This is a genomic window from Streptomyces ovatisporus (assembly GCF_042653885.1).
Lineage (GTDB): Bacteria > Actinomycetota > Actinomycetes > Streptomycetales > Streptomycetaceae > Streptomyces > Streptomyces ovatisporus.
In genome coordinates this window covers 506,332-530,701 of the sequence record NZ_JBHSFH010000003.1, presented here as the reverse complement: position 1 = coordinate 530,701, position 24,370 = coordinate 506,332, and the positions used below count along the sequence as shown (strand labels likewise).

Genomic DNA, 24,370 nt, shown 5'->3' with positions numbered 1-24,370 from the left:
ATGCACCTCAACCGGATTCTGCTCTCGGCCGTTCTCGTCGTCGGCGCACTGATCGTCCAGGTGAGTGTGCTCGCCAGGCTGCAACTGCCCGGCGCCGTACCGGATCTGCTGCTGCTGGTCGTGCTCGGGCTCGCGATGGTCTACGGACACACCGCCGGGGCTCTCACCGGTTTCGCGGGCGGGCTCCTCGCCGACCTCGCGCCTCCCGCCGAGCACGCCGTGGGGCGCTACGCACTCGTGCTGTGCGTCATCGGTTACGCCGCGGGCCTGACCAAGCCCGACAACGGACAGCACCGCTCGGCCACCGTGCCGATGCTCGTCGTCGCCAGCGCCGCGGTCAGTTCCACGCTGCTGTACGCGGGCGTCGGCACACTCGTCGGCGACACCGCCGCCGGCCGGGTCGGGCTCCTCCCGCTGCTGCTGACGGCCACCCTCTACGACTTGCTGCTCGCGCCGTTCGTCGTGCCTGCCCTCATGTGGCTGGCCCGCCGCACCGAGCGGGCTCCCATCACGTCCGACGCGTCCGGGGTCGGGAGCATGGGCAGAGGTGACAAAACCGCCTACGGCTGGCTCAGTTCGGGTACGGGTCTCCAGATCGGGGGAGGCGGCAGCCTCTTCGGCAAGGGGCGCAACGGCGGCACAGTGCGCAACGCACGTAACGGCAAGGCGATCCGGATGGGCATCCAGCGGGGCAGCCTGCTGGACCGGCCGGGGCGGAAGGGCAAGGGCGGAAAGATCAAGGGGGTCAAACGGCTGTGAGCAATCTTCCGGAGACCGGGCGCACACACCGCGTGAACATCCGGCTGGTCGCCATCCAGATCCTCGTGATGTCGCTGCTGCTCACCCTCGGCGGACGCCTCTGGTATCTCCAGGTCCGCAACGGCGAGGAGTACCAGAGGGAGGCGGCGGGCAACCACGTCCAGCAGGTCGTGCAGCCCGCGACGCGCGGCTCCATCCTGGACGCCAGGGGCGTGCCCATCGCGGACAACGAGACGCGTCTGGTGGTCTCCGCCTCCCGTACCGAGCTGATGAAGATGGACGACAGCGGCAAGGCCGTGCTCACCCGGCTCGCCGGCGTCCTCGACATGAGCCCGAAGACCGTGCGGGAGAAGGTGCGGCTGTGTGACGCGAAGACACCGCAGCCGTGCTGGAACGGCTCGCCCTACCAGCCCATCCCGGTCACGGACGAAGCGACCACGCAGCAGGCCCTCCAGATCCGCGAACGGGCCGAGGACTTCCCGGGCATCACCGCCGAACCCACCGCCGTACGCCGCTACCCCGCCCCCTACGGCGCCGCCACCTCGCAGGTCCTGGGCTATCTCTCCCCGGTCACCGACGAGGAGATCGAGAAGGCCAAGGACACCGACTCGCCCTTCCTCTCCTCCGACGAGATCGGCCGCTCGGGCCTGGAGCGCACCTACGACAGCATGCTGCGCGGCAGTTCGGGCGTGACGCGCTACGAGGTGGACAACCTCGGACGGGTCATGGGCCGCGCCAAGAGCGACAAGGCGAAGCCCGGTTCCAGCCTCGTGACGAGCATCGACTCGCGCGTGCAGGCCGTCACCGAGAAGGAACTGCTGACGGCGATGAAGAACGCCCGCAAGCAGCACGACGACAACACCAACAGGAACTACAAGGCCGACGCGGGCGCTGCCGTCGTGATGGAGAACAAGACCGGCCGCGTGGTCGCGATGGCGTCCAACCCGGAGTACGACCCCAACGCGTGGGTCGGCGGGATCTCCGGCAACCAGTACAAGAAGCTGACCGGGAAGAAGTCCAACTACCCGTTGCTGAACCGCTCGATCCAGGGCCTTTCGGCCCCGGGCTCCGTGTTCAAGGTGATCTCCACGGCCGCCGCGGTGAAGGCGGGCAACAAGTTCGACGGCAACTACGACTGCTCGTCGTCGTACAGCGTCGGCGGACAGGTCTTCAAGAACTACGAGTCCGAGAGCCACGGCACGATCAACCTGGGGCGGGCGCTCGAGGTCTCCTGCGACACCGTCTTCTACGACCTCGCCTACAAGCAGTGGCTCAAGGACGGCGGGAACAAGCCGAAGAAGGACACCAAGGACTGGTTCTACAAGACCGCCCACAAGTTCGGACTCGGCAAGGAGACGGGCGTCGACCTCCCCAACGAGGTCACCGGCCGCGTCCCCGACCGCCAGTGGAAGAAGGACTACTGGGAGGCGAACAAGGACGCCTGGTGCAAGCAGGCCAAGGACCCCAAGTCCTACGCAGACAAGATCGCCAAGGAGAACTGCGTCTCCGGCATGAAGATGCGCGCCGGTGACAGCGTCAACTACTCGATCGGCCAGGGCGACACGCTCGTCACACCGATCCAGATGGCGACGATCTACGCTGCGATCGCCAACGGCGGCACACTGCTCGATCCCACGCTCGGCAAGGCGACGATGAGCCCGGACGGCAAGACCATAAAGGAGATCGAGCCGAAGCCGCACGGGAAGCTGCCGGTGGGCAAGAAGACCCTGAAGAAGATGGACGCGGCGCTCGCCGGTGTCGCCGAACGCGGCACGGCGGCCTGGCGGTTCGGCGACGCCGGCTGGCCCCAGGACAAGATCAAGATGCATGCGAAGACGGGTACGGCCGAGGTGGCGGGCAAGCAGACCACGTCCTGGTTCTCGACGTACACCAAGGACTACACGATCGTGATGACGATCTCCCAGGGTGGTACGGGCTCCGGGGCCTCCGGCCCGGCCGTCCGCAACATCTACAACGCGATCTACGGCGTCGACTCGAAGGGTGAGATCGACAAGGACAGCGCGCTCCTCCCCGACCCGGAGAAGGACCTTCCCGAGGTCGACCAGCACGGCAACATCGAGGCACGGCACGACGACAAGTTCAAGGAACGTGCGAAGCGGGCCGTCGCCGGCGCACCGGACGCGGGAGCCACCGGATGAGCACGCACTCCTACTCGCTCGGAGGCTACGGCCCGCAGAAGCGTTCCGCGTGGGTGAAGCTGACCGCCCGCGACTCGGCGGTGTGGCGGCTGGACTGGGTGATGGTGCTGACCGGGGTGGCGCTGTCCTTCGTGGGCTCGCTGCTGGTGTGGTCGGCCACCCGCAACCGCACCGACCTCAACCACGGGGACCCGTACTACTTCCTGACGCGGCACGTCCTCAGCCTCGTCGTCGGTGTGCTGCTGATGGCCCTCACCGTGTGGGTCGGCCACCGTCGGCTGCGCGGCGCCGTGCCGATCCTGTACGGCGCTTCGGTCCTGCTGGCCCTGCTGGTGCTCACCCCGCTGGGTGCGACGATCAACGGACAGCGCGCCTGGCTCCATCTGGGCGGCGGATTCTCGTTGCAGCCCGCCGAGTTCATCAAGATCACCATGGTTCTCGGCATGGCGATGCTGCTGGCCGCGAAGGTGGACGCGGGGGACAGGGAGCATCCCGACCACCGCACCGTCATTCAGGCACTGGGCCTGGCGGCGGCGCCGATCCTGATCATCGTGCTGATGCCGGACCTCGGTTCGGTGATGGTGCTCGTGATGATCGTGCTCGGGGTGCTTCTCGCGTCCGGGGCGTCCAACCGGTGGATCGTCGGACTGTGCGTGGCCGGTGCGGGCGGTGCCGTACTGGTGTGGGCACTCGGGCTGCTCGACCAGTACCAGATCAACCGCTTCGCGGCCTTCGCCAACCCCGCTCTGGACCCGGCGGGAGTCGGCTACAACACCAACCAGGCGCGTATCGCGGTCGGTTCCGGCGGGCTGACCGGCAAGGGACTGTTCAAGGGCTCCCAGACGACCGGCCAGTTCGTTCCCGAGCAGCAGACCGACTTCGTCTTCACGGTCGCGGGAGAGGAACTGGGCTTCCTGGGCGGCGCGTTGATCATCTTCCTGCTGGGAGTGCTGATCTGGCGAGCCTGCCGCATCGCGCGCGAGTCGACGGAGCTGTACAGCACGATCGTCGCGGCAGGTGTGATCGCCTGGTTCGCTTTCCAGTCGTTCGAGAACATCGGGATGACGCTGGGCATCATGCCGGTGGCGGGGCTGCCGCTGCCGTTCGTCTCCTACGGCGGCACGTCGATGTTCGCGGTGTGGATCGCGCTGGGCCTGCTCCAGTCGATCAGAGTGCAGCGCCCCGTCTCCGCTTAGCGCACGCCCTCGGCCCGCCCCGGCCCGGCTCAGCACGGCACTGCTCGGCGCATGCTCCGCTCAGCACCGGCCGGCGGCGTGCGACCGCTCACCGCTCCCGCGTTACGCTGAATGGTCACCTGCTGTACGAGTGCACCCCTATCCGAGGAACCCCCCATGCCAGTCGAGTCGGTCTTTCCGCGCCTGGAGGCCCTCCTCCCTCACGTCCAGAAGCCCATCCAGTACGTCGGCGGTGAGCTGAACTCCACTGTCAAGGACTGGGACAGCTGCGACGTCCGCTGGGCGCTGATGTACCCCGACGCGTACGAGGTGGGGCTGCCGAACCAGGGCGTCATGATCCTCTACGAGGTGCTCAACGAGCGTGAAGGCGTACTCGCGGAGCGCACCTACAGCGTCTGGCCGGACCTGGAGAAGCTGATGCGGGAGCACGAGGTCCCGCAGTTCACCGTCGACGCGCACCGTCCGGTAGGCGAGTTCGACGTGCTCGGCGTCTCCTTCGCCACCGAGCTGGGGTACACCAACCTGCTGACGGCCCTCGACCTGTCCGGCATCCCGCTGGAGGCCGCGGACCGGGGGGACGAGCACCCCATCGTCATGGCGGGCGGTCACGCGGCGTTCAACCCGGAGCCGATCGCGGACTTCATCGACTGCGCGGTCGTGGGCGACGGCGAGCAGGCCGTCCTGGAAGTCAGCGACATCATCCGCGGCTGGAAGCAGGAAGGCCGTACGGGCGGCCGTGACGAACTGCTGTTCCGGCTGGCGAAGACCGGCGAGGTCTACGTCCCCAAGTTCTACGACGTGGAGTACCTGCCGGACGGGCGCATCTCCCGCGTCGTTCCGAACCGGCCGGGCGTGCCCTGGCGCGTCGCCAAGCGCACGGTGATGGACCTGGACGAATGGCCGTACCCGAAGCAGCCGTTGGTGCCCCTGGCCGAGACCGTCCACGAGCGCATGTCGGTGGAGATCTTCCGCGGCTGCACCCGCGGCTGCCGGTTCTGCCAGGCGGGAATGATCACCCGGCCGGTCCGTGAGCGCTCCATCACAGGCATCGGCGACATGGTCGAGAAGGGCCTGAAGAGCACCGGCTTCGAAGAGGTCGGTCTGCTCTCGCTCTCCTCGGCCGACCACAGCGAGATCGGCGACGTGGCGAAGGGCCTGGCGGACCGGTACGAAGAGGACAAGATCGGCCTGTCCCTGCCCTCGACCCGCGTGGACGCCTTCAACATCGACCTCGCCAACGAACTGACCCGCAACGGGCGCCGTTCCGGCCTCACCTTCGCCCCCGAGGGCGGCAGCGAACGCATCCGCAAGGTCATCAACAAGATGGTCTCGGAGGAGGACCTGATCCGGACCGTCGCGACCGCCTACGGCAACGGCTGGCGGCAGGTGAAGCTGTACTTCATGTGCGGACTGCCCACCGAGACCGACGAGGACGTGCTGCAGATCGGCGACATGGCGGTCAACGTCATCGCCAAGGGGCGCGAGGTCGCGAAGTCCAACGACATCCGCTGCACCGTCTCCATCGGCGGCTTCGTGCCCAAGCCGCACACACCCTTCCAGTGGGCGCCGCAGCTCTCGGCCGAGGAGACGGACGAACGGCTCGGGAAGCTGCGCGAGAAGATCCGGGGCGACAAGAAGTACGGCCGCTCCATCGGCTTCCGCTACCACGACGGCAAGCCCGGCATCGTCGAAGGCCTGCTCTCCCGCGGTGACCGCCGCATCGGTGCCGTCATCCGCGAGGTCTACGAGCGGGGCGGACGGTTCGACGGCTGGCGCGAGTACTTCAGCTACCGGCTGTGGATGGAGTGCGCCGCGCACGCCCTTCCCGCGTACGGCGTCGACGTCGACTGGTACACGACCCGGGAGCGCACGTACGAGGAAGTCCTGCCCTGGGACCACCTGGACTCCGGCCTGGACAAGGACTGGCTCTGGGAGGACTGGCAGGACGCCCTCGACGAGACCGAGGTCGAGGACTGCCGCTGGACCCCCTGCTTCGACTGTGGGGTGTGCCCGCAGATGGACACCGAGATCCAGATCGGCCCCACCGGCAGGAAGCTGCTGCCGCTCTCGGTCGTCGAGTAGGCAACGAAGAGGGCACGAAGGGGAGTTCGCGTTCCGTCCGGCGAACCGGGGGAGCCGGCGGAGCGTCCTCCGTGACATGAGCGATGCCCCGGGCCGCCTTCCGGTCTCCCTGGTCAAGGACACTGCCGCCGCTGCGGGCGCTCCTGACGCTGCCTCGGCTGCCGCATACCGTGCGTCTGCGCCGAACGGCTGCCTGGCGGTCGTCGTCCGGGTTCCCGTGCGGATCGTCACGGTGCTGCTGGTTCTTCCCGTACGGATGCTCTGGGACGCCCTCACCGCGTGCGGGAGGGCGCTGAAGCGCACGGTGTGGGTGCCGTTCGCGCGCGCGACGAGCCGGGTGTGGCACGCCGTCCTCGCGCCGGTGCTCTACGCGGTGTTCGTCTGGCCGTGGACGGCGCTGTGGCGTTACGTCCTCGCCCCCGTCGGCCGCGCCGTCGCGCTGGCGGCTGCCGCGGTCGGCTGCGGGATCGCCGCTGCCGCGCGGGGGACCGGCATCGCACTGGCCTGGCTGGCGCGGACGCTGATCGTCACTCCGCTCTCCTGGCTCCACAGGCAGGTGCTGACGCCTCTGGGGCACGGGATCGTCGCCGTGCTGCGGGGTGCGGGCGCGGGGCTGGCGTGGCTGGGGCGGTACGCGTTGCTCGTGCCCGGCAGGGCGCTGTGGGTGGCGGTCGTATGGCTGGTGGGGCTGCTCGTCGTCGTCCCCGCCGTCTTCCTGTACCGCTGGGTGCTGACGCCGCTGGGGCACGGCCTGGTCGCGGCCGCCCGTGGGGCGGGGGCCGGACTGGCGTGGCTGTGGCGGTACGGGGTGCTCGTCCCCTGCGGCTTCGTGTACAGGTGGATGCTCGCGCCGGCGGGCCGGGCCGCAGCCGTCGTCGCGAAGGAGATCGCGGACGCATTCGGCCATGCCTGGCGGGTGGCCGGACGCATCTCGCGGGCGGTCTTCCGTTTCATCGGCGCCGTGCTGCGCCTCCTCGTCGCCGACCCCGTGATGTGGGTGTGGCGGAACCTCGTACGGCCCCTCGGGCACGGGCTCCGCGAACACGTCTGGCGTCCGGCGGCGCGGGCCGTACGGGAAGCTGCCCGCAGCGCGCGAGCCGCGTTCTCCGCTGCGCGCGACTCCGTACGGCAGACCCGCGCCGAACTGCGCCGGGCCCTCTTCGGAGCGCGATCCGAGCCGGAGCGGCAGCCACTGCCCGGCGACGGGCGCGTACCCTGGGGCGCAGGATCACCGCACAGTCGCGCGACGGCGCCGAAGGCACCGGCACCGCAGCGCGACGATGCGGACTTCCGCACCCTTTGAGCACGCTTGACATCCGTACACGCAAAGGGCGGCCGTCTCCCCACGCGAAGCCGCCCCGCACCAGGTACTGAGGAGAGAACCACTGGGCAAGCGACAGCCCGAAGGCCCGCCGCCCGCACTCGCCGTGCAGCGCGTGCGTTTGCGTTACACCAAGCGCGGCCGCCTCCGGTTCACCAGCCATCGAGACTTCCAGCGCGCGTTCGAGCGTGCGCTGCGCAGAGCGGACGTACCCATGGCGTACTCCGCCGGATTCACACCGCACCCGAAGGTCTCCTACGCCAATGCCGCACCCACCGGCACGGGCAGTGAGGCCGAATACCTGGAGATCGCCCTCACCGAGCACCGCGAGCCGCAGGAACTGCGCTCCCGGCTGGACACGTGCATGCCGACGGGGCTCGACATCGTCGACGCGGTGGAGGTCCGTACCCCGGACTTCGCCGACCGTCTGGAGGCGTCCGAGTGGGAGCTCCGGCTCCCGGGCGTGACGTCCGGGGAGGCGGCGGCTGCCGTCGCGAAGTTCCTCGCGTCGGAGTCGGTCGAGGTCGAGCGGCGTACGAAGAAGGGCATCCGCACCTTCGACGCCCGGGCCGCCGTCACTTCGCTGACCTCAGCAGAAGTACCGGCCGGCGAAGGGGCCGATGGTCCGGACGACAAAGCCTGTGCGATACTGCGCTTGGTGGTACGGCACTTGACACCTGCTGTACGACCCGACGACGTCCTGTCCGGCCTCCGAGCTACGGCCGACCTGGCGCCGCCGGTCCCGGCAGCGGTGACCAGGCTGGCGCAGGGGCCGCTCGATGAGGAGACCGGCACGGTGACCGACCCGTTGGCGCCCGACCGCGACGCACCCCTCGTTGCGACGGCGCCGGGCGGCAGCGCGTAGGCCAGGGGCCTGGAGGATCACCGTTGAAAGCGCCACCGCCGACGCAGGCACCAGGGAGCCACCCGGGTCCGCGTCAGGGCAGGCAGGCGCACCGACCAGCAGACTTTCGCCGGAGCCGGGCCGTACGCAGGATCCGGAACCGGCGTTGAGACAACAGCTCCCGTGTGGCGCCCGCGCCCCGGAGCGCGGCCCCGCCCGGTGGTGTGGGCCGTGACCGGAGAAGAAGAGGCGCGGCGCCCGGGAGCGTGACGGGAGAACCGCCCGCATGCTCGAACCGAACAATGAAAGCGCAGCCGAGGAGAACGCCGGACAGTCCCCGCAGCCGGCGGAACCGCAGCAGCCTCCCGGGTCGGGAGAAGCCGCGACGGCGCAGACTCCTGAGCCCGGCTCCGCTTCCCCCAGCGACACCCTTCCGCCGCGGCGGCGCCGCGCGGCGACCCGTCCGGCAGGTCCTCCGGAGCCTTCGGCCGCTGCCGAAGTGACCGTCACCGGCGAGGCGACGGTCCCGGTTGCCGCGGAGGCGACAAGCGACAGCCCTGTGGCCGAGAGCGCCGGGGCTGACGGAAACGAAAGCCGCGTGGAGACTTCACCGGCGGCTCCGCGGCGGCGCCGTGCCACGCGCAGGGCGAGTGCCCCCGCGGGGACGCCGAGCGTGGACGAGCCGGCGGCTGCCGAGGAGGTCGTCGTACCTCAGGCCGGGCAGCCGGACGCGGGGCCGGCCGCCGGGGGCGGCGAATCAGGAACTGCCGGGGGCGCCGAATCCGGAACTGCCGGGGGAGGCGAGTCCGGAGCTGCCGCGGAGCCGGCGGCGCCGGCAGCTCCCCGCCGCCGTGCACGCAGGGCGAGCGCGCCTGCGGGTACACCTGTGGTGGCGGAGACCCCCGTGGGGGAGGAGCCTGCCGCCGCTCCGGCGGAATCGCCGGCCCGTACGGACGGCGATTCCGGTGAGGGAGGCTCCGAGCCGGCCGCCGGAACCGCGCCCCGTACGCGGCGGCGCACGTCCAGGAAGGCGAGCGCCCCGGCCGAGAGCACGGCAGCCGAGAAGCCGACTGACGAGAGCACGGCAGCCGAGAAGCCGGCTGACGAGAGCACCAGCGCAGGCGAGGAGACCGCCGACTCGGGCGGCGCTCCCCGGCGGACCCGCAGGACGCGCGCGTCCGCGAAGTCCTCGGAGGAGGCGTCGGCAACGGAGACACGCTCCGGTGAACCGGCCGCGTCGGCCGAGGGCGGGTCCTCCGCACCCGCGGAGAAGCCCGACGACAGCGCGAGCGAGGAGAACGGCGGCCGTCCGAGGCGCCGCGCGACGCGTAAGAGCGCCGCCTCCTTCACCGCCCCGCCGGCCGTGCACGACGACTCCCGGTCCGGGACGGGCGCCGAGTCCGCCCCCGCACCGAGGAAGCCGGCCGTCCCGCCGGTCGCCGTCTTCCAGCCGCCGGTCTTCACGGAGCCCGCGTTCCAGACCCCGCAGACCGCGGCCGCGGAGGCGGCGGCGGACGCCTCCGAGGACGTGGACGAGGACGAGCTCGACGAGACAGCCGAAGAGGAAGAGACGCCGCAGGCCGCCGAGGGACCGCGCCGTCGTCGCCGTCGCCGTGGTGACTCCTCCGGCAGCGGCGGACAGGAGGGCAAGGGCGAGGGCCGTCGTGGCGCTGCCCCCTCCGAGACGGAAGAGGACTCGGACGCCGACACCGGCGAGGAGTCCCAGGACTCCGACGAGGAGTTCACAGACGGCCAGGACGAGCGGCCCGCGCGGCGCCGCCGCCGGGGCGGACGCCGTCGCCGCCGCGGTGAGAACAGCGACGCGGGGCAGGACGAGTCGGACGAGGGCGAGGAAGGCCGGGACGGCCAGGGCCGCTCCCGTGGCGGACGCTCCTCCGGCGGCGGTGCCGAGGGCGAGGGCGGCGGCGAGTCCGAAGGCGCGGCCGACTCCGCCGAGGAGAGCGACGAGGAGGAGTACGGCGGTTCGGGTGCGGGGGCTTCGTCCAGCAGCTCCCGCAGGCGTCGCCGCCGTCGCCGTCGCGGCAGCGACTCGGGCGACTCCGCAGCCGCGGGCGAGGCGGGGGGCGACGACCCGGAGCGTACGGTCGTCAAGATCCGTGAGCCTCGCAGCAGGAAGAAGGAAGAGCCCGTCGACGAGGTGCAGGCGATCAAGGGATCGACGCGCCTCGAAGCGAAGAAGCAGCGCCGCCGGGAAGGCCGTGAGCAGGGCCGTCGCCGGGTGCCGATCATCACCGAGGCCGAGTTCCTGGCCCGCCGCGAGGCCGTCAAGCGGGAGATGATCGTCCGGCAGAGCGGCGAGCGTACGCAGATCGCCGTCCTCGAGGACGACGTGCTGGTCGAGCACTTCGTCAACAAGGAGCAGTCGACGTCGTACGTCGGCAACGTCTACCTCGGCAAGGTGCAGAACGTTCTGCCGTCCATGGAGGCCGCCTTCGTCGACATCGGCAAGGGCCGCAACGCCGTCCTCTACGCGGGCGAGGTCAACTTCGAGGCGCTGGGCATGGCCAACGGCCCCCGCCGCATCGAGACCGCGCTCAAGTCCGGCCAGTCGGTCCTGGTGCAGGTCACCAAGGACCCGATGGGGCACAAGGGCGCGCGTCTGACCAGTCAGGTCTCGTTGCCCGGCCGCTACCTGGTCTACGTCCCCGAGGGGTCGATGACCGGCATCAGCCGCAAGCTGCCCGACACCGAGCGGTCGCGGCTGAAGCAGATCCTGAAGAAGGTCGTCCCGGAGGACGCGGGCGTCATCGTCCGTACGGCCGCCGAGGGCGCCAGCGAGGACGAGCTGCGCCGTGACGTGGAGCGTCTGCAGGCGCAGTGGGAGGACATCCAGCGCAAGGCGCAGAAGGGCAACGCCCCGACGCTGCTGTACGGCGAGCCGGACATGACGGTGCGGGTCGTGCGCGACATCTTCAACGAGGACTTCTCGAAGGTCATCGTCAGCGGCGACGAGGCGTGGGAGACGATCCACGGCTACGTCTCGCACGTGGCGCCGGATCTGTCCGAGCGGCTGAAGAAGTGGTCGTCGGACGTCGACGTCTTCGCCACGTACCGCATCGACGAACAGCTCATGAAGGCGCTGGACCGCAAGGTGTGGCTGCCGAGCGGCGGTTCGCTGGTGATCGACCGGACCGAGGCGATGATCGTCGTCGACGTCAACACCGGGAAGTTCACCGGCCAGGGCGGCAACCTCGAGGAGACGGTCACCAGGAACAACCTGGAGGCCGCGGAGGAGATCGTGCGCCAGCTGCGGCTGCGCGACCTCGGGGGCATCATCGTCATCGACTTCATCGACATGGTGCTGGAGTCCAACCGGGACCTGGTGCTGCGGCGCCTGCTGGAGTGCCTGGGCCGCGACCGTACGAAGCACCAGGTGGCCGAGGTGACTTCGCTGGGCCTGGTGCAGATGACGCGCAAGCGGGTCGGTCAGGGGCTGCTGGAGTCCTTCTCCGAGCAGTGCGTGCACTGCAACGGGCGCGGCGTGCTCGTACACATGGAGCAGCCCGCGGCGCCGGGCGGCAAGAAGGGCAGGAAGAAGGGCGGCAAGGGCAGCGGCGCCCAGCAGGTCCCGGCCCAGCCGCATCCCGTACCTCTCGCGGAGTCGGAGCAGGGCGACGGGACGTCCCCGGGTGCCGGCGGACGCGCGGCGGCGAAGGAGCAGAAGGCCGCCGCGGCGGCGGCTCCGGTGGAGTTCACCCCGGACGACGAGCTGTACAGCTCCGTGAGCGAGGCGGAGGCCACGGCGTCCGGCGGCAGAGGCGGACGGTCGCGGCGACGCGGCAGCCGCAAGGCGAGCGCGCCGCAGGGAGCGCCGCAGGAAAGCAGCGCCAAGCAGGAGGCCGCGGAGGAGAAGGCCGGAGAGCCCGCATCGGGAGAGCCCGCAACCGGACAGCGGAGAGAGCCCGTACGGACGCAGTCTGCGGCCAGTGACACGGCCAGTGACAAGGGCGGGGCAGCGGCACAGGCCGCGGCCGAGGACGAGAGCACCCCGAGGGGGGCCGCCGGCCCGGGAAACGGCCGAGGCCGCTCGCGGACCGGTTCCGGAGCTGGTGGCGGGGACGCCGTCAGTGAGGGGACCGACGCGGGCGGCCTGAAGACACCGGCTCACGCCTCGGCGCAGACGTCCACGGAGGAAGCCGCACCTGCGAAGGCCACGGCACGCACGCGACGCCGCGTGAGCCGTAAGGCGACCGCGCCTGCCGGTTCGCCGTCCGCCTCGGAGGAGGGCGTCGTCACCGTCGTCGCCTCGAAGGCCGACGAGCGGTCGGAGCAGCCGGAGTCCGGGGCGCGGGCCGACACGGTCGGCGTGGTGCCCGAGGCGGCGGATGCAGGGTCCGGGCAGGCTGCGGAGGCCGCTCCGGTTCGCGGGCGCCGCAGGGCGAGCCGTAAGGCGTCGGCTCCGGCTGGTTCGCCGTCGGCGTCGGACGAGGCGGGCGCGATCGTGCTCCGTGCGTCGGATGCGGCCCCCGGGTCGCAGCCGGTGGACGAGTCGGTGGCGAAGGTCATCTCGGAGCCCGCTCCGGTACGTCCACGCCGCCGGGCCACGCGCAGCGTGTCGGCCCCGGCGGGATCCCCCGGGTCCGCGGAGGCCGCGGACGTCCCGGAGGGTGACGGCGGGCGGGCGAAGAAGACGGCCGCGAAGAAGGCCCCGGCGAAGAAGGCGGCGGCGAAGAAGACGGCCAAGAAGTCGGCGACGGCGAAGAAGTCCGCCGCTTCGAAGAGGACGGCCGCGGCAGAGCAGGACGCGCCCTCCTCCGTGTCGGCACCCGCCGACGGGCCGGCCGACGCGCAGGGCCAGGACCAGGAGCCGTCCGAAGGCTGACCCCGGAAGACCGGCACGGCGGCAGCCGTGGCGAGGTCCCCGGCCCGAACAGGGGCCGGGGACCTCGCCGTTGTCCCACCGGTCGGCCGCGCCCGGGCGCCGCCGAAGTGCTCCCGGGCCCGGCAGCGCCCCCGCAGCACCGGTTTGACCAGCGTGTGCGGCGCCCCGTAATCTTGACCGTCGGCGTGTCATCGGGATGCGCCGCGCTCCTGAGCAACTCCCTCCCGTGGCTTGCGCCGGGGAGAGGCCGCTCAATCCATTCGGATCAGATCGTGAGTCGGATGCCGGGCCTCCGCCTGTCTCCGCACGGCTGGGCGGCTGGCGTCAGGAGCTCCGTGGCGAGCGAGAGAGAGTTCCGCGTGTACGCAATCGTGCGCACCGGCGGCCGGCAGCAGCGTGTGGCTGTGGGCGACGTCATCGAGGTAGACCGCATCAGCGAGAGCAAGGCCGGCGACAGCGTCGAGCTCTCGACCCTGCTCGTCGTGGATGGTGACACGGTCACCAGCGACCCGTGGGTGCTGGACGGCGTGAAGGTTGCCGCCGAGGTGGTCGACCACCACAAGGGCAACAAGATCCGCATCCAGAAGTACAAGAACAAGACCGGCTACAAGAAGCGGATCGGTCACCGTCAGCTGCACACCGCGCTGAAGATCACCGACATCCCGACCCCGGCGAAGAAGAAGTAAGGACTGAGCAGAGATGGCACACAAGAAGGGCGCATCGTCCACCCGGAACGGTCGCGATTCCAATGCCCAGTACCTCGGCGTGAAGCGCTTCGGCGGTCAGCTCGTCAACGCCGGTGAGATCCTGGTCCGTCAGCGCGGCACCCACTTCCACCCGGGCGCGGGCGTCGGCCGTGGCGGCGACGACACGCTGTTCGCGCTGGACGCCGGTGCGGTGCAGTTCGGCACCCGCCGTGGCCGTCGCGTCGTGAACGTCGTACCGGCCGGCGAGTAGGTCCTGCCGGGAAGGGCGCTCCGTCGGGTCGCTGAACACCGCTGAGTGATCAGTCCGGCAGCGCGCCGTCCACCGCATCACATCGCGCATCGTCATCGAGGGCGGACCGCCGCTCCTGCGCGTACGCATCGGTCGTACGTACGGGACGGGTCCGCCCTCGCTGCGTCGGCACCCCCGCGGGGGCACCGCGCAGTGAACCGAAGCATCTTCATCGTCACGCCGCCTGGAGGCACCTCGCATGACCACCTTCGTGGACCGCGTCGAGCTGTACGTCGCCGCGGGTAACGGGGGCCACGGCTGTGCCTCCGTGCACCGGGAGAAGTTCAAGCCGCTGGGCGGACCGGACGGAGGCAACGGGGGGCGCGGCGGAGACGTCGTCCTCGTCGTCGACCCGGACGTGACGACACTGCTCGACTACCACCACAGCCCGCACCGCAAGGCCACCAACGGCAGGCCCGGCGAGGGCGGGCACCGTTCCGGGGCGGACGGCAAGGACCTGGTCCTGCCCGTACCGGACGGCACGGTCGTCCTCGGCAAGAACGGTGAGGTGCTGGCCGACATGGTCGGCAAGGGCACCGTCTTCGTCGCCGGTCAGGGCGGCCGCGGCGGCCTGGGCAACGCGGCGCTCGCCTCGCCGCGGCGCAAGGCCCCCGGTTTCGCGCTGCTAGGTGAGCCGGGCGAGGCGCGCGACATCGTGCTGGAGCTGAAGACGGTCGCGGACGTCGCTCTCGTCGGTTATCCCTCGGCGGGGAAGTCGTCGCTCATCTCGGTGCTTTCCGCGGCGAAGCCGAAGATCGCCGACTATCCCTTCACCACACTCGTGCCCAACCTCGGTGTGGTCACGGCCGGTTCGACGGTCTTCACCATCGCGGACGTGCCGGGGCTGATCCCCGGGGCGAGCCAGGGCAAGGGCCTGGGGCTGGACTTCCTGCGGCACGTGGAGCGCTGCTCCGTGCTCGTGCACGTCCTGGACTGCGCGACGCTCGAATCGCAGCGGGACCCGGTCAGCGACCTGGACACGATCGAGTCCGAACTGACGCAGTACGGCGGGCTGGACGACCGTCCCCGCGTCGTCGTCCTGAACAAGGTCGACATCCCCGACGGGCAGGACCTCGCCGACATCATCCGGCCGGACCTCGAAGCGCGCGGGTACCCGGTCCACGAGGTTTCGGCCGTCTCACGGCACGGGTTGAAGGAACTCTCCTACGCCCTGGCGAAGTCGGTGAGCGAGGCGCGGGCCGCCCGTCCCGAGACGGAGTCGACCCGCGTCGTCATCCGTCCGAAGGCCGTGGACGACGCGGGCTTCACCGTCACCCGGGAGGCCGAAGGTCTCTACCGGGTGCGGGGCGAGAAGCCCGAACGCTGGGTCCGCCAGACCGACTTCAACAACGACGAGGCGGTGGGCTACCTGGCCGACCGTCTCAACCGGCTCGGTGTCGAGGACGAGTTGATGAAGGCCGGGGCGCGCGAAGGCGACGGCGTCGCCATCGGCGGCGAGGACGACGCGGTCGTCTTCGACTGGGAGCCCACCATGGCCGCCGGAGCGGAGATGCTGGGCCGTCGCGGTGAGGACCACCGCATGGAGGCGCCACGCCCCGCCGCCCAGCGCCGCCGCGACCGCGAGGCGGAGCGCGACGAAGCGCTGGGGGAGTACGAGGACTTCGACCCCTTCGAGGGCTGAGCAGTCGGGGGCGAGTGGTCCGGGGCCGGCCGGGCGTCGCGGCCGGACGCCAGGTCCGTGAGACCGGGGCGGTGATCAGGTGCCGCCCCCGGTCAGAGGACGCTGTCGGTCAGTGGACGCCGTCGGTCAGAGGATGCCGCCGGCAGTGCGCCGGTACGTCGAGCGCCGGTCCTCGATGGAACGCCACTTCTCGCCGTAGACGGTGTTCTTCACACCCTCGTGCGACAGGAAGTCGTGCGGGAAGCCGAGCGTGACTGCGCTGACCTCGTCGAGCCGCGCGACGGCGTCCGCGTCGAGAGTGACATCGAGGCAGCCGAGGTTGTCGGCGAGCTGTTCCTCCCTGGTGGCACCGATGATGGGCACGACGTTCCCCGGCCGCCGGCGCAGCCACGCCAGCGCGACCTGTGACGGACTCCACCCTCCTTCCGCGGCGATCTCCAGGACCGCTCCGACGATCTCGTCCTCGCGAGCGTCGGGGCCGCTCCCGCTGTGCCGGGCCTCCAGTCTCCCCGTACCGCCGTGGCGGTACTTGCCCGTGAGCTTGCCGCCCGCGAGTGGGCTCCACGCCAGCACGGCCTGGTCGAACGCGCGGGCCTGCGGCAGGAGTTCGCGCTCAGGTGTGCGTTCCAGCAGGTTGTACTGGAACTGGGAGCCGGCGAAGGACGTCCAGCCGCGCAGCTCGGCGAGGGTGGAAGCCTGTGCGATCTCCCAGGCGGGCCAGTCGGACACCCCGGTGTAGAGGACCTTCCCGGAGCGTACGAGATCGTCCAGCGCCCGCATGACCTCTTCGACGGGGGTGAAGTCGTCCCGGGCGTGCACCCACAGCACGTCCACGTGGTCGGTGCGCAGGCGGGTGAGGCTTGCTTCGAGGGACTGCACGAGGCTCTTGCGGTGATTGCCGTTCCTGTTCACGTCGCCCGGACGCGTCGCGCACGTGTACTTGGTGGCCAGGACGAACTCGTCGCGCCTGCCTTCGAGCAGTTCCCCGAGGACCGTCTCGGAGACGCCGCCTGTGTAGTTGTTCGCGGTGTCGATGAAGTTGCCGCCGGCGTCGGCGTAGGCGTCGAGCATCCGCCCGCCGGTGTCCCTGTCGGCACTGCCGTTCGAGCCGTCGCCGAACGTCATGGCTCCCAGGCTCAGTTCGCTCACGCGGAGACCGGTCCTGCCGAACAGCGTGTAACGCATGGTGTCCTCTCCCGTCGGCCGGGCCCGTCGGCGATCAGCGTGACGGGTGATCCGGGCATGCGCCACACGTTACGAACTGGAGTCCACTTCAAGGCAAGGCCGGCCGCCGGACCCCGATCCCTCCCTCCGGCGTCACCTGCTCGGGACACTCCACGGCTCGCGTGACAGGGGGCTGCCCGTCTCCAGGAACGTCTTCAGGTTGGACAGCACCGCCGCCCAGCCCTGCGCCGCCTGGGCGCGGTCGGCTTCGTCCTGCAGGTCTTCGTGCGTGACGGTGAGCCTGACGATCTGCTCGTACGGCCGGATGTCGAAGGTGACGCGGGAAGGCTGCTGCGCGGGCCCGGCTTCGGGATCGGCCCAGGTGGTCACCAGGCGGTGCGGCGCGTCGCTCTCCACGACGGTCCCGACGACGTCGGCGACGCCGGTGCCGTCCGTACGGCGGTGCTCCCAGGAGGAGCCGGGCTGCCAGTCGGAGACGTTGCTGTGACCCCAGTAGGCGGCGGTGGCCTCGGCGTCGGTGAGGGCTTCCCAGACCTTCTGCGGTGTGCTCTCGATGTAGATGACGTACACGAAGGAAGGCTTGTCGGTCATGGCGTTCTCCGCTCGTTGTTTCAGGTGGCTGAGCGCACGGAGGCGTGGCCGCTCGAACTTGTCGATCCACCGCTCCTGGATGCGGTGGATGGGGACGGGATTGAGGTAGTGGAGCTTCTCCCGGCCGCGTCGCACTGTGCTGACCAGGTTCGCTGCTTCCAGCACAGCGAGATGCTGCGTCGTGGCCTGGCGGGTCATCTCCAGGCGCTCGCACAACTCGTTCAGCGTCTGGCCGTTGTTCTCGTGCAGCCGGTCCAGGAGATGCCGCCGGGTCCGGTCGGCCAGGGCTTTGAAGACCTTGTCCGTCTCGGTGCTGTCGGTGCTCACACCTCAATCATGCAAGTAAATACCTGCATGTCAATTCCGGCAGCGGACGATCTTGGACGGGCGGGTGGACGGACCGGTGCGGGCGGGCGGACGGACGGGTGCGGGCGGGCGGGTGCGGTGCCGGGCGGTGCAGCGCCGGGCGGGCGGAAATTGCGGTGCGGTGGTACACCGGGCGGGCTAGGGTGCGTCGTTTGGATCTTCGTGGGTCGGCGAGCGGCGTCCGGTGCGTCCAGATGCCAGGCGGAGGATCGCCCTCGTACTGGGCGTACTCGGGCGACTCCGACAACGCAGCAGATGGGCGGGCCGGGCGTCGCGAGCCCGCGAAGATCCAAACGACGTGCCCTAGCGTCCACGCCATGACTCCTCCCCGTGTACGTCCCCCGGGTGCGGCCGACGAGCGGACCCAGCTCCTCGGCTGGCTCGAGATGCAGCGCGCGATCATCCACTGGAAGTGCGAGGGGCTGTCGGAGGCGGACGCGCACCGTTCCGTGCTCCCCTCCTCGCCGATGCTGACGATGGCGGGCCTCGTCTCCCACATGCGCTGGGTCGAGCACTGCTGGTTCGAGGTGATGCTGCTCGGACGGCCCGCCGAGGGGCCGCACTTCGACGACGGGCCCGAGGACGCCGACATGATGGTCGAGGGCATACCGCTCGCACGGCTCCTCGAGGAGTACGAGCAGCAGTGCGCGGTGTCGAACGAGATCGTGGCCGGTCTCTCGCTCGACGAGATGGGCAGGCACCCGCAGTTCAACGCGTCCGGGCGGAGCCTGCGCTGGATGCTGCTGCACATGATCGAGGAGACCGCTCGGCACGCCGGCCACGCGGACGCCATCCGGGAACTCCTCGACGGTGAGACGGGCTACTACTGACGCGCCCGCGAACGCGGTCGCCGCACACATGACTCGACAGGGACGTGCATGACGCCGGAGGACGAATTCGCGGCGCTGCGCAGCTGGTTGGAGCAGCCCGGCTCCGGCACCGTGCGGAATCTCGCGTCTTCGTCCACGCCCAGTTGGACTCGGACGACGGGCTCATCGCCGAACTCCTCCGCGGGACAGGCGCCGTCCGAACGCTGACGACCGCCGGAATTCGTTTGTCCGCGGGTCCTTCAGCGGCGATTCTGTCCCGGATGGACGACGACGCGTCACTCTCCGACGACCGACTGCCGCCTGATGAGCCTGCGGCCCCCGCGATCGATGCTGCGCTCGTACGGAGGCTGATCGCCCAGCAGTTCCCCCGGTGGGCTCAACTGCCCGTCGAAGCCGTCCGGTTCGACGGTCACGACAACCGCACGTTCCATCTCGGTGACAGCATGACGGTCCGGCTTCCGAGCGCCGCCGGTTACGCCGCCCAGGTGGAGAAGGAACAGCAGTGGTTGCCGGTGCTCGCGCCGCTTCTGCCGCTTCCCGTGCCCGTCCCGGTGGCCCAGGGGCGTCCCGCCGACGGGTATCCCTTCAACTGGTCGGTGATGCGCTGGCTGGACGGTGACACCGCCGCGACCGGGCGGATCGACGATCTCACCGGATTCGCCACCGATCTCGCGCGCTTCCTCGTGTCCCTGCAGCGGGCCGATCCCACCGACGGGCCCCGCGCCGGGCCGCACAGCGCCTTCCGAGGCGCCTCCCTGAAGACGTACGACGCTGAGACGCGACGCGCCGTCGACGTGCTGCGCGACAGGATTCCGGCGGAGAAGGCGACCGAGGTGTGGGAGGCGGCGCTCGACGCCGAGTGGCACGGTCCGCCCGTCTGGTTCCACGGCGATGTCGCAGTGGGCAATCTCCTCGTGCAGGACGGCCGGTTGTCCGGCGTACTCGACTTCGGCTGCTCGGGCGTCGGGGACCCGGCCTGCGACATGACGATCGCCTGGACGATGCTGCACGGCGCGAGCCGCCAGGCGTTCCGTGACGTACTCGCCGTCGACGAGGGCACCTGGGCACGAGGCCGCGGCTGGACGCTCTGGAAGGCGCTGATCACGCTCGCCGAACCCGGCTCGGTGCATGCCGAATGGGCACGGCGGAGTCTGGAGAGCGTCCTCGATGAGTTCGGGCACGAGCGCGGAACGCCGTGACAGGGGGCATGCTCAACGCCGTTGCCCCGGCAGGCAGTCGAGGAGGGTGCTCACCCTCGACGACCAGGCCGACGGTCTGACGCTGGAACAGGTGGTCGCGGCGAGGTTCGACAAGCGGTCGAACTGAGCGGCCGGTCGGAGCCCTGTACGTGTCGTAGGGTAAATGCCTTGGCACGCAGAGCAGTTGATGCAGGGGGGCGTTGTGGAGCCGGAGCTGGCCGCGCTGGCGAGTACCGCAGGAACCACACTGGTCACGGTGCTGGCCACCGACGGCTGGGAACGGGCGCGCGACGGGATCGCGGCACTCTGGCGTCGGGTCCGCCCGGAACGAGCCGACGGGGTCGCCTCCGAACTCGGCGCCACGCGTGAGGACTTGCTAGCCGCACAGTCGTCCGGTGACGAGGACGCCGTGCAGGAACTCCAGGCGGAGTGGCGGAGCCGTGTCCGGCGCCTGCTCAGGGAACAGCCCGAGGTGGCAGACGAGTTGCGCCGTCTCCTCGACGGCATCGCCGCCGAGGCGGACACCGCCACGGTCACGGTCACGCAGCACGCGACAGCCTCCGGGCAGGCCCGGGTCTACCAGGCCGGACGCGACCAGCACATCGGCGAGCGATGAACGGCGGCAGCGGCATGGAAGGCCGCGCGGACAGTCAGGGCCGCGTCTATCAGGCGTCCGGGGATCAGCACATCACGGAGCATCACCATCACGGCGGCTCCGCTTCGTCGCCCTCCGCCCAGTCGTCCGGCATCGAGTCGGTGCGCCGTCCGACGGGTGGCCGCGCCCCTGTCGTCTTCCGCGACCGCACCGAACTGATGGCACGCCTGCACGCCGCGGTCGACGCCGGACGCGGCGGGCATGTCTACGTTCTGCACGGCATGGGCGGCAGCGGCAAGACCGCCGTGGCACACGCCGTCTTCCAGTACGCGACGGGCGTCGCCGACCGTGTCGGCTTATGGGTCAACGCCTCCGACCGTGCCACTTTGCGCGGGGGCATGCTCGCCGTGGCAGCCGACCGGGGCGCGGAGGAAGGCGAGTTGCTGGCCGCCCGCAACGGTCTGCGGGCCGCCGCCGACCTCGTATGGGACCGCCTCGACCAGTCCGGGCACCCCTGGCTCCTCGTACTCGACAACGCGGACGACCCCGCCGTCCTCCAGGACGGCTGGCTGCGCAGCAGCCCGCGCGGCACGGTCCTGATCACCACCCGGCAGGCCGCCGCCCACTGGTGGAGCGATGCCGAACTGCACCACGTCGACGTACTGCCGAGCGACGCCGCGGCCCAGGTGCTGTGCGACCTCGCTCCGCAGACGGGGACGGTGGAGGAGGCCCGTTCGGTCGCGGACAGGCTCGGCCGGCTGCCGCTGGCACTCACCCTCGCGGGCGGCTTCCTCGCCCATCAGGTGATCGAGCCGTGGACGATGACCAAGTACGAGCAGCACCTCGACGGGCCCCAGGGAGTCGAGCTGATCGACAAGGGAGCTGCCGGGGCGTCGCCCCTCGCGGACTCCCGGAACCTGGTCAGCAGAACCTGGCAGTTGTCCCTCGACGCGCTCGCGGAACAAGGTCTGCCCGAATCGACCGGTCTGCTGCGGCTGTTGGCGTGTTACGGCGCCGATCCGCTGCCGCTGTCGCTGCTGAGCGGCCTCCCCGACGACGGCGAGCCACCGCGTGCACGGGCTGAGGCCGCGTTGCGGGGACTGCTCGACCAGTCGCTCACGGCGATGGTGGACGTCGGTGTGCGGTGCGTCCAGACGCACGGTGTGCTGCTCGCGAGTGTCGCCGCGAACACCCCTGCGGGACAGGCGACTTCGCTGGCCGCCACGGCATGCGGACTGCTGGACGCCGTCGTGCCCGCCGTCCCCGAACGCGGTCCGCAGAACTTGCTGTTCCGGCTCCTCGGTCCGCATGCGCTCGCGCTGCTGCAAGGGGCGACGGACGCGTCCGTCACCGCGAACGCACTCGACCTCGCGGTACGGCTGGCCATCGCCCAACACCGCACCGGCGACTACCTGTCGGCCTACGAACTGGCCTCTTCGGCGGCTGCCGTTGCGGAACCGGAACTGGGCCCGGAGCACCGCTTGGTTCTCTCCGCCAAGTCCCGGACAGGGCGGGCGCTCTTCCGTCTCGGCCGCTTCGACGAGGCCGAAGCGCTCATCCGTCGCGTACTGGCCGACAGAGAGCGGCTGTTCGGCCCGGACGACCCCGATACGTTGGACAGCTGTTACGGGCTCAACCTGCCGTTGCAGCAGATGGGAAGGGAGTCGGAGGCTACCCCATTGCTCCGGCGTGCCATTGAGGGGCGCCGGAGAGTCCTCGGCCCTGGGCATCCGCTCACTCTGCGGGCCCGAGCCGCGATCCTCGAATACTTGTCTGGCCCTGACCTTGTCGCAGAGATCGACGAGATGACGGTCCCACTCCCGCGAGAGTGTGCTTCCTACTTGGGAGAGGACCATGACGAGACGGTGGGTTCGCGACTCAGCTATACCCTCGCCCTGTTCACCCTCGGTCGGCTGGAAGCTGCTGCTGAAGAGGCTTCCTTGGTCGTCGAGGAGTTCGAGCGCCGCTTCGGCCTCGACTTCCCTGTCACTTTCTCGGCGAAGTCGCTACATGCTCAAATCTTGGCCCGTCTCGGTCAATTGCGTCCTGCTATCGACATGATGACCTACGTGGCAGAACGGCGTGAAAGCAGTCTAGGAGCAGGGCACCCGTACACGGTCAAGTCCAAGGAGTACTTGAACGAGTTTCGGGCGCGACTAGGGAGTAGCTAGCCGCTCAGTCAGCCTTCAACTCACAACAGGTCAACTTGCCCACTGCTTCGGGGAGGACCTCCCACTTGTCTGTGAGTTGTGAGATCAGGGCGAGCCCGCGGCCTGTCTCATCCCATTCGTCCGCGAAGCGGTGGGCGGGGGCGGCAGGGGACCGGTCGTAGACCTCGATGCGCACGCCCTCGTCCGTACGGAGCAGCGTGACCGTGCACCAGCGGTCCGGGACGTGGCGATAGACGTTCGTCACCATTTCGGTCAGAACGAGTTCGACGACGTCCGTGAGTTGGGGCATCGACCACAGACGCAAGTATGAGCGGGCGATGCGCCGAAGATGGCGCGGTGAGTGGTCGCCAACAGTCAGGGCGACCCGGTACCGGCAGGGCGGGAATTCGTCGGGTTCCTCGATCAGCTTCACGCGACAAGCCTGTGATGCATCGATTACTCTCGGCAACGCCAGGAATGCAACTCGAGGTGCTGTGGCGTTTGTTGAAAGAGGGGGCCTCTCGTGGCGAACATCAAGGAACTCGACCCTGGGGCGTCACCCCTTCACTACTTCGGTGCGGAGCTGCGACGGTTGCGGGAGCAGTCGGGGCTGACCCTGGCGCAATTGGGAAAGGTGGTCTTCTGCACTGGCTCGCTGATCGGTCAGGTGGAGACGGCAACGAAGACGCCGACCTTGGAGTTCATCCAACGTGCGGATGCTGCTCTTGAAGCAGAGGGAGCGTTGCTTCGGCTCTGGCCACTGCTGAAGCGCAGCCGAGTGCCGTACAAGCACCGGCGCATCGCGGAGATCGAGGCGCCCGCAACGCAGATCCTCGCCTTCCAGCCACAAGTGGTTCACGGTCTGCTGCAAACGGAGTGGTATGCCAGGGCCGTACTGGGGGTCCTCGACAACGAAGACCTCGATGACCGCGTGGGGCCGTGGCTTGACCGCCAACGCATCCTGCAGCGCCCACATCCACCGCTCTATTGGGTAGTTCTCGGAGAGGCAGTGCTCTACCAGGAAATCGGTGGACGTGACGTCATGAGAACGCAACTGGCCCGCCTGTTGAGTTACAGGCACACGAGGCACGTGCATGTTCAGGTGCTCCCGTTCTCCGCCGGTGCACACGCAGGATTGGCGGGCGCTTTCTCGCTCTTCTCCTACGACAATCAGCCGAGCCTTGTGTACGCGGAGAGCTGCGGCGGTGGCGAACCGACCGTCAACCCGCAGGAGTTCCGCGATTCTTCACTCCGCTACGATCTTCTGCGAGCTGCCGCCCTGTCCACCGAGGATTCGGCGGATCTGATCGCTCGTGTGATGGAGGAGCGCTATGAGCATCACCCAGAACCTGGGCCTGTCTGAACTGCGCTGGCGCAAGTCGAGCTACAGCACCAACGAAGGCGGCGAGTGCGTCGAGGTCGCTCAGCTGCCTGACGGGATCGCCGTGCGCGACTCGAAGGACCCCGGCGGGCCGCATCTCACGTTCCCCGCCGCCTCGTTCGCGCACCTGGTCCGGTCTGTCGCTTTCGACCGGTAGTCCGCGTTTCCTTCGCCCCGACCGGGGCAACCGCTGACCTGCGAGATGCGCCGATGTCCGGCATCGGCGCGATC

20 protein-coding genes are annotated in these 24,370 nt (G+C 69.9%); 17 read left to right on the top strand and 3 right to left on the bottom strand.

Annotated features, from left to right (window positions below; all coding sequences use genetic code 11):
- The 10 genes from mreD to obgE all read left to right on the top strand — a co-directional run bounded on the left by mreD (position 1) and on the right by obgE (position 15,842).
- Complete coding sequence (gene mreD, locus ACFPA8_RS03935) at positions 1 to 759, top strand: rod shape-determining protein MreD (protein WP_386442259.1); 759 nt, start codon at positions 1 to 3, stop codon at positions 757 to 759.
- A complete protein-coding gene (mrdA, locus tag ACFPA8_RS03930; protein ID WP_386442257.1) occupies positions 756 to 2,918 on the top strand; it encodes a penicillin-binding protein 2 in 2,163 nt (720 codons plus the stop codon). The genes mreD and mrdA overlap by 4 nt, the downstream gene beginning before the upstream one ends.
- Positions 2,915 to 4,114, top strand: a complete 1,200-nt coding sequence (gene rodA, locus ACFPA8_RS03925) for a rod shape-determining protein RodA (RefSeq protein ID WP_386442254.1) — start codon at positions 2,915 to 2,917, stop codon at positions 4,112 to 4,114. Before mrdA ends, rodA begins: the two co-directional genes overlap by 4 nt.
- Positions 4,115 to 4,270: 156 nt before the next feature.
- Positions 4,271 to 6,196, top strand: a complete 1,926-nt coding sequence (locus ACFPA8_RS03920) for a TIGR03960 family B12-binding radical SAM protein (protein ID WP_386442251.1) — start codon at positions 4,271 to 4,273, stop codon at positions 6,194 to 6,196.
- Positions 6,197 to 6,272: 76 nt separating this feature from the next.
- Positions 6,273 to 7,499: a hypothetical protein gene (locus ACFPA8_RS03915; protein ID WP_386442248.1), complete on the top strand. Its 1,227-nt coding sequence runs from the start codon at positions 6,273 to 6,275 to the stop codon at positions 7,497 to 7,499.
- A 124-nt stretch (positions 7,500 to 7,623) separates the two neighbouring features.
- Complete coding sequence (locus ACFPA8_RS03910) at positions 7,624 to 8,382, top strand: TIGR03936 family radical SAM-associated protein (protein WP_386442245.1); 759 nt, start codon at positions 7,624 to 7,626, stop codon at positions 8,380 to 8,382.
- A 265-nt stretch (positions 8,383 to 8,647) separates the two neighbouring features.
- Positions 8,648 to 13,204, top strand: coding sequence for an Rne/Rng family ribonuclease (locus ACFPA8_RS03905; RefSeq protein WP_386442242.1), 4,557 nt, complete (start codon positions 8,648 to 8,650; stop codon positions 13,202 to 13,204).
- A gap of 359 nt (positions 13,205 to 13,563) precedes the next feature.
- The gene (gene rplU, locus ACFPA8_RS03900) at positions 13,564 to 13,890 is read left to right on the top strand and encodes a 50S ribosomal protein L21 (RefSeq protein WP_189036737.1); all 327 of its coding nucleotides are present in this window, start codon (positions 13,564 to 13,566) and stop codon (positions 13,888 to 13,890) included.
- A gap of 13 nt (positions 13,891 to 13,903) precedes the next feature.
- The gene (rpmA, locus tag ACFPA8_RS03895; protein WP_386442239.1) at positions 13,904 to 14,161 is read left to right on the top strand and encodes a 50S ribosomal protein L27; all 258 of its coding nucleotides are present in this window, start codon (positions 13,904 to 13,906) and stop codon (positions 14,159 to 14,161) included.
- 238 nt (positions 14,162 to 14,399) lie between these two features.
- Complete coding sequence (obgE, locus tag ACFPA8_RS03890; RefSeq protein WP_386442236.1) at positions 14,400 to 15,842, top strand: GTPase ObgE; 1,443 nt, start codon at positions 14,400 to 14,402, stop codon at positions 15,840 to 15,842.
- Between the two features lie 126 nt (positions 15,843 to 15,968).
- Here obgE and ACFPA8_RS03885 read toward each other — a convergent pair whose 3' ends face one another.
- Entirely contained in the window at positions 15,969 to 17,027 is a 1,059-nt protein-coding gene (locus tag ACFPA8_RS03885) for an aldo/keto reductase (protein ID WP_386442233.1), read from the bottom strand.
- Between the two features lie 132 nt (positions 17,028 to 17,159).
- On the bottom strand, positions 17,160 to 17,945 hold the full coding sequence (locus ACFPA8_RS03880; RefSeq protein ID WP_386442230.1) for an ArsR/SmtB family transcription factor: 786 nt from the start codon (positions 17,943 to 17,945) through the stop codon (positions 17,160 to 17,162).
- A 356-nt stretch (positions 17,946 to 18,301) separates the two neighbouring features.
- Here ACFPA8_RS03880 and ACFPA8_RS03875 point away from each other — a divergent pair, with 356 nt between their 5' ends.
- From ACFPA8_RS03875 to ACFPA8_RS03855, 5 genes are all read left to right on the top strand, one after another.
- Positions 18,302 to 18,814, top strand: a complete 513-nt coding sequence (locus ACFPA8_RS03875) for a DinB family protein (protein ID WP_386442227.1) — start codon at positions 18,302 to 18,304, stop codon at positions 18,812 to 18,814.
- Positions 18,815 to 19,074: 260 nt separating this feature from the next.
- On the top strand, positions 19,075 to 20,013 hold the full coding sequence (locus ACFPA8_RS03870) for an aminoglycoside phosphotransferase family protein (RefSeq protein ID WP_386442224.1): 939 nt from the start codon (positions 19,075 to 19,077) through the stop codon (positions 20,011 to 20,013).
- Complete coding sequence (locus ACFPA8_RS03865; protein WP_386442222.1) at positions 19,982 to 20,140, top strand: hypothetical protein; 159 nt, start codon at positions 19,982 to 19,984, stop codon at positions 20,138 to 20,140. The genes ACFPA8_RS03870 and ACFPA8_RS03865 overlap by 32 nt, the downstream gene beginning before the upstream one ends.
- Positions 20,141 to 20,215: 75 nt before the next feature.
- The gene (locus ACFPA8_RS03860) at positions 20,216 to 20,629 is read left to right on the top strand and encodes a hypothetical protein (RefSeq protein WP_386442824.1); all 414 of its coding nucleotides are present in this window, start codon (positions 20,216 to 20,218) and stop codon (positions 20,627 to 20,629) included.
- Positions 20,626 to 22,779, top strand: coding sequence for a tetratricopeptide repeat protein (locus ACFPA8_RS03855; protein ID WP_386442219.1), 2,154 nt, complete (start codon positions 20,626 to 20,628; stop codon positions 22,777 to 22,779). The genes ACFPA8_RS03860 and ACFPA8_RS03855 overlap by 4 nt, the downstream gene beginning before the upstream one ends.
- Before the next feature lie 4 nt (positions 22,780 to 22,783).
- Here ACFPA8_RS03855 and ACFPA8_RS03850 read toward each other — a convergent pair whose 3' ends face one another.
- The gene (locus tag ACFPA8_RS03850) at positions 22,784 to 23,191 is read right to left on the bottom strand and encodes an ATP-binding protein (RefSeq protein WP_386442216.1); all 408 of its coding nucleotides are present in this window, start codon (positions 23,189 to 23,191) and stop codon (positions 22,784 to 22,786) included.
- Positions 23,192 to 23,281: 90 nt separating this feature from the next.
- Between ACFPA8_RS03850 and ACFPA8_RS03845 the strand changes: the two genes are divergently transcribed.
- Positions 23,282 to 24,121 carry a helix-turn-helix domain-containing protein gene (locus tag ACFPA8_RS03845; protein WP_386442213.1) on the top strand — a complete coding sequence of 280 codons (840 nt, stop codon included), beginning with the start codon at positions 23,282 to 23,284 and terminating at the stop codon, positions 24,119 to 24,121.
- On the top strand, positions 24,090 to 24,296 hold the full coding sequence (locus ACFPA8_RS03840) for a DUF397 domain-containing protein (protein ID WP_386442210.1): 207 nt from the start codon (positions 24,090 to 24,092) through the stop codon (positions 24,294 to 24,296). The genes ACFPA8_RS03845 and ACFPA8_RS03840 overlap by 32 nt, the downstream gene beginning before the upstream one ends.
- Positions 24,297 to 24,370: the final 74 nt, after the last annotated feature.

Excerpts from the sequence above, each read along its gene's own strand:
- ACFPA8_RS03865 (WP_386442222.1), top strand. The coding sequence starts at position 19,982 with ATGAGTTCGGGCACGAGCGCGGAACGCCGTGACAGGGGGCATGCTCAA.
- ACFPA8_RS03905 (WP_386442242.1), top strand. The coding sequence starts at position 8,648 with ATGCTCGAACCGAACAATGAAAGCGCAGCCGAGGAGAACGCCGGACAG.
- ACFPA8_RS03875 (WP_386442227.1), top strand. The coding sequence starts at position 18,302 with ATGACTCCTCCCCGTGTACGTCCCCCGGGTGCGGCCGACGAGCGGACC.
- ACFPA8_RS03915 (WP_386442248.1), top strand. The coding sequence starts at position 6,273 with ATGAGCGATGCCCCGGGCCGCCTTCCGGTCTCCCTGGTCAAGGACACT.
- obgE (WP_386442236.1), top strand. The coding sequence starts at position 14,400 with ATGACCACCTTCGTGGACCGCGTCGAGCTGTACGTCGCCGCGGGTAAC.
- rodA (WP_386442254.1), top strand. The coding sequence starts at position 2,915 with ATGAGCACGCACTCCTACTCGCTCGGAGGCTACGGCCCGCAGAAGCGT.
- ACFPA8_RS03870 (WP_386442224.1), top strand. The coding sequence starts at position 19,075 with ATGGACGACGACGCGTCACTCTCCGACGACCGACTGCCGCCTGATGAG.
- rpmA (WP_386442239.1), top strand. The coding sequence starts at position 13,904 with ATGGCACACAAGAAGGGCGCATCGTCCACCCGGAACGGTCGCGATTCC.
- ACFPA8_RS03840 (WP_386442210.1), top strand. The coding sequence starts at position 24,090 with ATGAGCATCACCCAGAACCTGGGCCTGTCTGAACTGCGCTGGCGCAAG.
- ACFPA8_RS03885 (WP_386442233.1), bottom strand. The coding sequence starts at position 17,027 with ATGCGTTACACGCTGTTCGGCAGGACCGGTCTCCGCGTGAGCGAACTG.
- mreD (WP_386442259.1), top strand. The coding sequence starts at position 1 with ATGCACCTCAACCGGATTCTGCTCTCGGCCGTTCTCGTCGTCGGCGCA.
- ACFPA8_RS03855 (WP_386442219.1), top strand. The coding sequence starts at position 20,626 with ATGAACGGCGGCAGCGGCATGGAAGGCCGCGCGGACAGTCAGGGCCGC.
- ACFPA8_RS03920 (WP_386442251.1), top strand. The coding sequence starts at position 4,271 with ATGCCAGTCGAGTCGGTCTTTCCGCGCCTGGAGGCCCTCCTCCCTCAC.